Raw genomic sequence first — 9,963 nt, 5'->3', positions numbered from 1 at the left:
AAGTTATTTCGTGCGCGTTCCTTAGGACAGTTACAACCACCGTTCGTGCTGAGCTTGTCGAAGCATGAACGGCACACTTCGACAAGCTCAGTGCGAACGGTTACACTGTAACTATTGAACTGTGAAAACGCTGTATTTAATGCCTTTCGTGTTTTTTGTAGGCAATCCTGTTGACAAGTGTATTATTAAAAACCACAGAATACCCCACATGAGTGCTTTTTAAAAAGCTAACAGAGATATTTTGCAAATAAATCATCACTAACGTACCATGTCAGGTGAATTTTATCATTTAATTTTAAGAGGCAATTTCTATGGCTTTAAAACCAGGTACAGTAAAAAACGATACACTGATTGGCACTGCTGCTGATGATACGATGAATTCCAATAATTCAGCTGGGCAAGATAAAATGTTTGGGTTAGCAGGCAGTGACATTTACATTGTTAATAGCACGGGCGACAGGGTGGTAGAAAACAGCCATGAAGGCCTTGACACAGTTAAAAGTGCCATCACTTACCTACTCGGTAACAATATAGAAAACCTGACATTAACCGGTTCGACTGCTATTAATGGTACCGGCAATACGTTAAATAATACCTTACTGGGTAATTCGGCCGCCAATAAACTGTCGGGGGGCACAGGTAATGACACGCTTAACGGCAATGCTGGCAATGACACACTTAACGGCAATGCCGGTAACGACGTGTTAGATGGCGGTATAGGCAATGACACACTTTATGGCGAGCTAGGTAGCGATGTTCTGACAGGCGGAACAGGTATTAATCACCTGTATGGTGGGGGTGGCGTAGGACAAGATACCTATTACTTAACAACGGGTGCCACAAACCCTGATACTGTGCATATTGCTGATGGCGACAGTTTATTGCAAACCAATCTATTTGGCATTCCCATAAACTTTGACCGCATAAATACTTTCGATACCTACGATAAACTGGATTTAGCTTCATCGGTCATTATCGCTGGCATCAGTAAAGACACCGCAGACTCGGCACACTTTGGGGCTTATAAAGTCACCAACGGCATTATTACATTACAACAGACACTTAATGGTGCCGATATCAGCATCAATACACTTGGACTGGCGCAAGAAGCTTACCAATTTATTAAAACCAATATTCTCAGTGTCAATATAAATAAGGCAGCGGCATTTTTAATTAACATTCCGGCTTACGGGGCACATACCGCTGTTTTAGAACAACACTCCGCTAACGCCATCACTTCTGTGGATATTGTGGGTGACGTGACCGGATTTATTGGTATCAATGGACATATCAGTTAAGCGGTAAAATTTATATTTATTCTGGTGTAAAAAACAGGCAAACAGCCCATTGCTGTCTGCCTGTTTTTATCTTTAGGAACGTGCAAAAACCGATCAAAATCGTCAATTAGCCTCGCAATAGGTACGAGCGCTGTATAAGTTTTTCTCATTTTTAGTTAAGTTGAATCCACCAAAAATAACATTAATTTATTAAATTCCTACCGAGCCAGTATTAAATTTATACATAACAATCAATATATTAAATAAATCGCGTCGATCTTAATCCATCGGTAGTGTGCAAATAATTACGCAAAAACACAACACAGTCGTTATATAATGCCGAGCTAAGCAAGCAACTCACAGACCCTAGCAGGGAGAGTAAACATCATTCAGCCATTTGTTACAAAAGCTCCCCCTCGGCCGCATACAGTGGCTATCATCGGCGGCGGCCCTGCCGGTTTAATGGCGGCGGAAATATTGAGCACCGCCAACCTTAAAATTGATGTCTATGATGCGATGCCCTCGGTCGGGCGAAAATTTTTATTAGCGGGTAAAGGTGGCATGAACCTTACCCACGCCGAGCCATTTAATGATTTTTTAGCGCGCTATCAGTCACATGCATCTAATTTAACACGCCTGTTAAATGATTTTAATCCCGACGCTTTACAGCACTGGGCGCATGGCTTAGGTATAAAAACTTTCGTTGGCTCGTCTGGGCGCGTATTTCCTAAAGACATGAAAGCCGCCCCGTTGTTACGTGCTTGGCTGCATCGCTTGCGTGCGAGTGGTGTCAGTTTTCACAGTCGTCACCAATGGCAAGGCTGGGTTGACAACAGCCAACATCTGCGTTTTCACACGCCAGAAGGTGAACGGCAGATTCACGCCGATGCTATCATTTTAGCGTTAGGTGGTGGCAGTTGGAAAAAGCTGGGCTCAACCGGCGCATGGCTGTCATTATTGGCTGACCAAGGTGTGGGGGTCAACGCACTAAAACCGTCAAATTGTGGTTTTAACGTCACTTGGAATGCGTATTTTCGTGAGCATTTTGCCGGACAGCCGGTCAAAAATGTGCGTTTGTCTTTAGCTTGTCCACATAAACAAGGCTTTAAACAAGCGGGAGAATTTATTGTTACCGAAAACGGCGTGGAAGGTGGTGTGATTTACGCGCTGTCTGCTTTGGCGCGTGAACGTATTGAAAGTCAAGGCTATGCAGAGATTCATATCGATTTAGCCCCCGATAAAAGCATAGAATATGTTATCAATCGACTGGCACAAGCACGCGGCAAACAATCACTGAGTAATTATTTACGCAAACGTTTACATTTGGACACGATTAAAATCGCTTTACTGCGCGAAGTACTCAGCCTTGCTGATTTCGATGATCCTGCTAAGCTTTGCACTGCTATTAAACAGTTGCCAATACGACTAACCTCAACCCGCCCCATTGATGAAGCCATTAGCACAGCAGGAGGCGTACGCTTTGATGCTTTAAACGATCAGCTAATGATAAACCAATTACCCGGTGTTTTTTGCGCCGGTGAAATGCTGGACTGGGAAGCACCCACCGGCGGCTATCTATTGACCGCTTGCTTTGCTAGCGGACGTGCCGCAGGCTTGGGCGCATTAACCTGGCTACAATCGCAACAAGATAATTTCTAATAATGAATCTGCCCAAAAAATTGTCTACGAACGCCACGAAATATAAAGCCATTTTTCATGCTTTTCGTGGACAAATGTCACTTTATTTGGGATATTCTTTCATGTCAATCACCTAACACATTCTAGGAAATACAAATGCCCCTAGCAAAACTTTTACACCCTCAGTGATCTTAACAGCACAGGTAAAAGCATAATGAAAACACCCAAAAGAATGGAACCTTTGGTGCGTGATGGACTTATTACCGAAGTCTTGCGACCTTTAAAAAGCGGCAAAGAAGCTGAAGTTTATGTCGTGGTGTCGGAAGGGGAAGTCCGCTGCGCCAAAGTTTACAAAGAAGCCAATAAACGCGGCTTTCATAAACAAGCACTGTATCAAGAAGGCCGTAAAGTACGTAATAGCCGACAAGCACGCGCGATGGAAAAAAGCACTAGCTATGGCCGCAAGCAACAAGAAGCTGCCTGGCAAACTGCCGAAGTTGATGCACTTTACCGTTTAGCTGCGGTGGATGTGCGCGTGCCCAAGCCTTACAATTTTGTGGAAGGCGTGTTGTTAATGGAGCTGATTACCGATGTCAACGGCGCAGCGGCACCACGGCTCAACGATCTGGAATTAACCTCCGAACAAGCCTTGGAATATCACAAAATTTTAGTCACCGAAGTGGTAAAAATGTTGTGTGCCGGTATCATTCACGGCGATTTATCTGAGTACAATATTCTCGTTGATGAGCATGGCCCAGTCATTATTGATTTGCCGCAAGCCGTAGATGCCGCTGCTAATAATAATGCCGCCAAAATGTTAGAGCGCGATGTTGATAATCTAGCCGCTTATTTTGGCCGTTTTGCCCCTGCTCTATTAACCACACAATACGGTAAAGAAATCTGGAAACTGTATGAATCGGGTAGCTTGCATCCTGCAATTGAACTGACAGGACGCTTTAAAAGCAGCACACAAAAAGCCGATGTTAAAAGCATTATGCGCGAAATTAATGACGTGCGTGAAGAAGCTATGTTACGTAAAGAACGTCTCAATCCAACACGGGTCAATCCCAATAAAAGACCTTATGATTGATATTCCTGATAAATCTGTTGTATTTTTTTCCCGTGTTTCATGGACAATAGATAGCGTCTGCAACATTGCCTGAAAAAAACATGTTAGAAAAATCCCTTGCTTTTAGCCGACTCGATAACGCTTTTGCGCGCTTTTTAAGCCAACGCTCGGCTTTAATTGACGACCAACAACGCGCCTTTGAAGACCTGGCTAGGTTTATGTCCTATCACCAAAGCCAAGGCCATAATTGTATTCGCATTAATCAGGAACACAAAAGCCTCGTTTTAGCCTCTGGCTTAGCTGTGTTAGCTGAGCAAGCCTACACACCATTACCTTTAGTTGTCGAACACGATCGTCTGTATTTACATCGCTACTGGCATTATGAAAACCAGTTAGCCTTAAAAATCCAAGCCATGACGCACACTCGCCAACCCCCACAGCCATTAGATACCGCACTTGATCGTTATTTCCCCCCAACAGCAGAAATAGATTGGCAGCGGGAAGCAGCAAAAATAGCGCTTACGCAATGCTTTAGTATTATTACTGGCGGCCCTGGTACCGGCAAAACCACTACGGTGGTTAAAATTCTCGCTTTGCTGCAAGAATTGGCCGAGCCTCCGCTGCATATTGCGCTTGCCGCACCTACTGGTAAAGCAGCCATGCGCTTGCAAGAATCTATTGGTGCAAATAAAGCCGCGCTGCCGTGTACCAATGCAATAAAACAGTTAATCCCCGAAACGGTTACCACGCTACACCGTTTACTGGGCGCAACCCCTCCTTCACCGTATTTCCGCCATGATGCCGACAATCCTTTAGTACACGATTTAATCGTAGTCGATGAGGCCTCTATGGTTGACTTGGCACTCATGAGTAAATTATTAGCCGCTCTAAAGCGGGGGGCGCGATTGATTTTATTAGGCGATCAAGACCAGCTAGCCTCAGTAGAATCCGGCGCGGTATTAACTGATTTAACCGCCGCATTACCTTTACACACGCTTGAACTGAAAAAATCGCATCGCTTTGGCGGTATCATTAAAGAATTTGCCGTCGCGGTTAATCAGCAGCAACCAGAGGCCGCATGGCAATGCCTACAAAAACCTAATGAGACAGTATCGTTACTGGCATCTGATTTAATCAGTTATATTGCCGAGCAGCAGAATAACTATTTAATGCTGGTTAAAAATGAGGCGACGTTTAGTGTTATTTATAATGCGTTTAATCGCTTTCAGGTGCTGTGTTCCAATCACCAAGGTAAAAAAGGTGTACGCGACATTAATTATCGGGTAGAGCAAAAATTATTCGCTCAAAAACGCATCTATTTATCCGGGCAATGGTACGCAGGACGGCCTATCATGATTACCCAAAACAATGCCGCATTGCATTTGTATAATGGAGATATTGGTCTGTGCTTGCCGGATAAAGACCAAGATAATAAACTAATGGTATTTTTTCAAGATGCCAATGGCCAGATTAAAAAGCAGCTACCATCACGTTTACCTGCGTGTGAAACCGTATTTGCGATGACGATTCATAAAAGCCAAGGCTCTGAATTTGAAGAAGTCTTACTGGTACTGCCAGATACAATTAACCCAGTACTGACTAAAGAACTACTGTACACAGGCATCACCCGTGCCAAAAAAACCATTACACTATCGGCCAGCAAGGCGATTTTTACCGCCACCGTCAGCCAAAAAATTGAACGTGTTACCGGCTTAATTGATAAGTTTAAGCAGGTAACAGACAGCCCAAATCAGTAATGCCGCTGCACCGAAAATTTAGCCAAAGCAATTAAAGCATCTTTGTATTCAGAAGCGTCTAAAACGGCCAATGCATTAATCGCTTTATCAATTTCTTCGTCAGCGCGTTGCTCTGTATAAGCAATTGCTTGGGTGCTTTGCACGATGGCGTAAACCTCATTAAAAGCCTCACGATTACCTTGCTTAATTGCGTCAATAATAATTTTGGCTTCGCTAGGGCTGCTTTTTTGAATCGCATGTATTAAAGGCAGCGTCGGCTTGCCTTCAGAGAGGTCATCGCCCAGATTTTTGCCCAGCTCTTCTTGACTAGACGTGTAATCCAACGCATCATCAATCAGCTGAAAAGCAATCCCTAAATGCTGGCCGTATTCTGCTAAACCGGCTTCAACTGTAGCCGACGCACCTGATATTACGGCACTTAAACGTGTTGCTGCACTGAATAAAATAGCGGTCTTTCTGGCAATGACTTCCAGATATTTTGCTTCGGTAGTTTCTGGGTTATTGCAGTTTAACAGTTGCAATACTTCGCCTTCGGCAATCGCGGTAGTGGTTTTGGACAAAATCTCCATCACCCGCATATTGCCAGTACGCACCATCATTTCAAAGGCGCTCGAATACAGGTAATCGCCAACCAATACACTGGCAGCGTTACCCCACACTGCGTTGGCCGATTCTTTACCACGCCTTAAATCAGATTCATCAACAACATCATCGTGTAACAAAGTGGCAGTATGGATAAACTCAATCACCGCTGCCAAAATTAAATGATTATGGCTGGTACCGCCTAATGCCTTGCCTGCCAACAACAACAGCATAGGGCGTAGCCGCTTGCCGCCATTGCCAACAATGTAGTGGCCCATCTGATTAATAAGTACAACATCCGAACTTAATTCATCAATAATTAACTGATCAACGGCCTTAGCCTCAGTTATTGTTAAAGCCTTGATAGAATCGAAATTGATGTGTGGGGCGGTTGCCGAAGCTGAATATAATTGCGATACCATCATTTAACGCTAAGTGTATGAATTTTGATTGCTTTCATGAGAATAATCTATGAAAAATAAAGTAACTGCGCTATTATACCCGAACAGGGACTGAATCAGACAACCTATTGAATAAAGTATGCTACTGGTAAACGGCCTGCTTTTATTATAAAAGCATCATAATTTAGGCAGGTATTAAACTTATGTTTGACTTGTGTGGTCTTTAAAAATATAATCGTCTGTTCAGTTATTTCACAGATTAATGCTTGATGGAGCTTGCTCGGATGTATGCGGTAATTCAAACAGGTGGTAAACAGTACCGCGTTGAAGAAGGTACTTATTTAAAAATAGAAAAGCTAGAACTCGAAGAGGGTGCTAGCGTCGAATTTGACAAAGTGCTGATGATTCAAACAGACGACACTGTCAAAATCGGCATGCCTTTTCTTGAAGGCGGTAAGGTAACAGCTACTGTACTTTCTCAAGGCCGACATAAAAAAATTAAAATTATTAAATTTAGACGACGTAAGCACCACATGAAACAAATGGGGCATCGTCAGTCTTACACAGAAATCCAGATTACTGGCATTTCTGCTTAACCGATTAGGAGTGACAGATGGCTCATAAAAAAGCTGGTGGTAGTACCCGTAACGGGCGCGACTCCAATGCAAAACGCTTGGGTGTAAAACGTTTCGGTGGTGAAAATGTGCTGGCAGGCAACATCATTGTTCGTCAACGTGGTACCCATTTTCACCCAGGCACAAACATGGGAATTGGCAAAGATCATACCTTGTTTGCCACAGCACCTGGTAAAGTGATTTTTGAAGTGAAAGGTCCTAACAGTCGCAAGTATGTCAGTATAGTTGCCGCTTAAAGCAACTTGTCTGGCTTTGCCTACAATGCAAAGCTAGCGACTTCTAAAAGCCTCGCCTGATTATCAACGGCGGGGCTTTTTTGTTACTATCGACCCAGTATTAAACTCAGCGTGTAAATTATGAAATTTGTTGACGAAACAGAAGTACGTGTCGAAGCCGGCAATGGCGGCAACGGCGCAGTAGGTTTTCGGCGCGAAAAATATATCCCTATGGGCGGCCCTGACGGCGGCGATGGCGGCGATGGCGGCAGTGTGTATTTGATTGCTGTGGAAAATATCAATACCTTGGTGGATTTTCGCTATCATACTGTACACCGTGCCCAACCAGGGCAAAAAGGTATGGGGCGTAACTGCACTGGCAGAAAAGGCGACGATTGCTTTGTCCCCGTACCCTTAGGCACGCAAGTTTCCGATGCCGAAACCCAAGAAATTATTGGCGATTTAACCGAAGCGGGCCAAACCTTATTGGTTGCACAAGGCGGTTTTCATGGTCTTGGTAATACCCGTTTTAAAAGTAGCATCAACCGAGCGCCACAACAAGCCAGCAAAGGCTCGCCTGGTGAACACCGGATGCTCAATTTGGAACTGACCTTAATTGCCGATGTTGGCTTATTAGGCATGCCCAACGCAGGTAAATCCAGTTTGATTAGAGCAGTATCTTCCGCCACCCCCAAAGTTGCCGATTATCCATTTACTACCTTATACCCTAATCTGGGCGTGGTACGTGTCGATGATATGCGCAGCTTTGTGATTGCCGATATTCCTGGTGTCATAGAAGGTGCGGCAGAAGGTGCGGGATTAGGTTTACAATTTCTTAAGCATTTGGATCGCACCGGTTTGTTGCTGCATGTTATTGACATAGCACCCTATGGCAGCGACGTAACACCAGTACAAGCCGCACAAAAAATCATCCGTGAAGTGGAGAAATGGAGTGTCAATCTCGCCACTAAACCGCGCTGGCTGGTGCTCAATAAAATTGATCAACTGCTGGAAGATGAGGCCGACGCACAATGCCAAGAAATTATTGACACACTGGGCTGGCAACAGCCGGTGTTTAGAATTTCTGCTATCAATGGCGAAGGTACACAAGAATTATCCTATGCCATCATGGCATTTTTAGAACAACAACGACAACAATCCCATGAGCCGGTCTGAGTTTACCCACACTAAGCGCGTCGTCATAAAAATAGGCAGTTCTTTACTCACCCGTGGTGGACAAGGCTTAGATAAAACCGCTATCGCCGCCTGGGTTAAGCAGATGGCTGATTTAAGAAGCCAAGGCATTGATGTGGTATTGGTGTCATCCGGCGCAGTCGCCGAAGGCATGTGCCGATTAGGACTAAAAGCCAGACCCAAAACCCTGCACGAATTACAAGCCGCCGCCGCCATTGGTCAAATGGGTTTGGTACGTGTGTTTGATGATAATTTTCAGCAACATAGTTTGCACGCTGCGCAAATTCTGCTCACTCACGATGACTTATCTAATCGAAAGCGCTATTTAAATGCACGCAGTACGCTGTTAACGCTGATTAATTTTGGTGCAGTGCCCATTATTAACGAAAACGACACCGTCGCCACCGAAGAGATCCATTTTGGCGATAACGACACGCTGGCTGCACTGGTTGCCAATTTAATCGAAGCCGATTTACTGATTATCCTGACCGATCAACACGGTTTATTTACCAGCGACCCCAGCGTTAACCCTGATGCCACGTTAATCCCTGAAATCAGTGTTAATGATACTCGCTTAGAAACGATGGCCGGTGAAAGTCGCAGTGGTTTAGGTCGCGGTGGCATGTATACCAAGGTACGGGCGGCACGATTGGCTTCCCGCTCAGGTGCTGCCACCGTTGTTGCTGCCGGTGTTATCGACGATGTTATTAAAAAAGTGCTGGCTGGTGAACAGCTAGGCACACATTTTTTACCCGATGCAGAGCCTTTAGTATCCAGAAAACGCTGGCTAGCGGGGCAATTACAACTTAAAGGCCAGTTGATTCTTGATGCCGGTGCTGCCTATGCGCTGAAAAGTGACGGCAAAAGTTTATTATCTATTGGGGTAAAATCGGTATCGGGCCAATTTGAACGCGGCGAATTGGTAGCTTGTCTGGATGAAAGCGGTGTCGAAATCGCCCGTGGCCTGATCAATTACGGCAAAACCGAAACCCAATTAATAGCCGGTAAAAACAGCGCAGAATTTGAAGCTATTTTGGGCTATTTGGATGATATGGCGCTTATCCATCGTGACAATATGGTGTTAATTTAAGTTACGCGTTTCAGTACCGTACACTTTTTAAACCAAGCCAAAGCTAGTACATCAAATCGAAAGTCAACGGGATTAACCTCACACCATCAGAGGCTTGCCGATATA

The 9,963-nt window shown here is 44.5% G+C and carries 9 protein-coding genes; 8 read left to right on the top strand and 1 reads right to left on the bottom strand.

Annotation, left to right across the window (positions count from 1 at the left end):
• Positions 1 to 311: 311 nt before the first annotated feature.
• The 4 genes from CRENPOLYSF2_RS09575 to recD all read left to right on the top strand — a co-directional run bounded on the left by CRENPOLYSF2_RS09575 (position 312) and on the right by recD (position 5,741).
• Positions 312 to 1,298, top strand: a complete 987-nt coding sequence (locus CRENPOLYSF2_RS09575; protein WP_087143728.1) for a calcium-binding protein — start codon at positions 312 to 314, stop codon at positions 1,296 to 1,298.
• A gap of 408 nt (positions 1,299 to 1,706) precedes the next feature.
• Positions 1,707 to 2,936, top strand: coding sequence for a TIGR03862 family flavoprotein (locus tag CRENPOLYSF2_RS09570; protein ID WP_272867703.1), 1,230 nt, complete (start codon positions 1,707 to 1,709; stop codon positions 2,934 to 2,936).
• Between the two features lie 193 nt (positions 2,937 to 3,129).
• Entirely contained in the window at positions 3,130 to 4,005 is an 876-nt protein-coding gene (locus CRENPOLYSF2_RS09565) for a PA4780 family RIO1-like protein kinase (protein ID WP_087143727.1), read from the top strand.
• 80 nt (positions 4,006 to 4,085) lie between these two features.
• On the top strand, positions 4,086 to 5,741 hold the full coding sequence (gene recD / locus CRENPOLYSF2_RS09560) for an exodeoxyribonuclease V subunit alpha (RefSeq protein WP_087143726.1): 1,656 nt from the start codon (positions 4,086 to 4,088) through the stop codon (positions 5,739 to 5,741).
• On the opposite strand, the gene ispB is transcribed toward recD, so the two are convergent.
• Positions 5,735 to 6,745, bottom strand: coding sequence for an octaprenyl diphosphate synthase (gene ispB, locus CRENPOLYSF2_RS09555; protein ID WP_087143725.1), 1,011 nt, complete (start codon positions 6,743 to 6,745; stop codon positions 5,735 to 5,737). The genes recD and ispB overlap by 7 nt on opposite strands.
• A 263-nt stretch (positions 6,746 to 7,008) precedes the next feature.
• Between ispB and rplU the strand changes: the two genes are divergently transcribed.
• The 4 genes from rplU (at position 7,009) to proB (ending at position 9,858) form a co-directional block, all read left to right on the top strand.
• Positions 7,009 to 7,320 (top strand): 50S ribosomal protein L21, encoded by a 312-nt coding sequence (rplU, locus tag CRENPOLYSF2_RS09550; RefSeq protein WP_087143724.1) that lies wholly within the window; start codon positions 7,009 to 7,011, stop codon positions 7,318 to 7,320.
• Between the two features lie 17 nt (positions 7,321 to 7,337).
• Positions 7,338 to 7,595 carry a 50S ribosomal protein L27 gene (gene rpmA / locus CRENPOLYSF2_RS09545; protein ID WP_087143723.1) on the top strand — a complete coding sequence of 86 codons (258 nt, stop codon included), beginning with the start codon at positions 7,338 to 7,340 and terminating at the stop codon, positions 7,593 to 7,595.
• Positions 7,596 to 7,715: 120 nt separating this feature from the next.
• Complete coding sequence (gene cgtA / locus CRENPOLYSF2_RS09540; RefSeq protein ID WP_087143722.1) at positions 7,716 to 8,750, top strand: Obg family GTPase CgtA; 1,035 nt, start codon at positions 7,716 to 7,718, stop codon at positions 8,748 to 8,750.
• Complete coding sequence (gene proB / locus CRENPOLYSF2_RS09535) at positions 8,737 to 9,858, top strand: glutamate 5-kinase (protein WP_087143721.1); 1,122 nt, start codon at positions 8,737 to 8,739, stop codon at positions 9,856 to 9,858. The genes cgtA and proB overlap by 14 nt, the downstream gene beginning before the upstream one ends.
• Positions 9,859 to 9,963: the final 105 nt, after the last annotated feature.

Source organism: Crenothrix polyspora (assembly GCF_900163755.1).
Classification (GTDB): Bacteria; Pseudomonadota; Gammaproteobacteria; order Methylococcales; family Methylomonadaceae; genus Crenothrix; species Crenothrix polyspora.
Note: the sequence above shows the minus strand (reverse complement) of the source record. Positions and strands in the feature narration are given on the sequence as shown.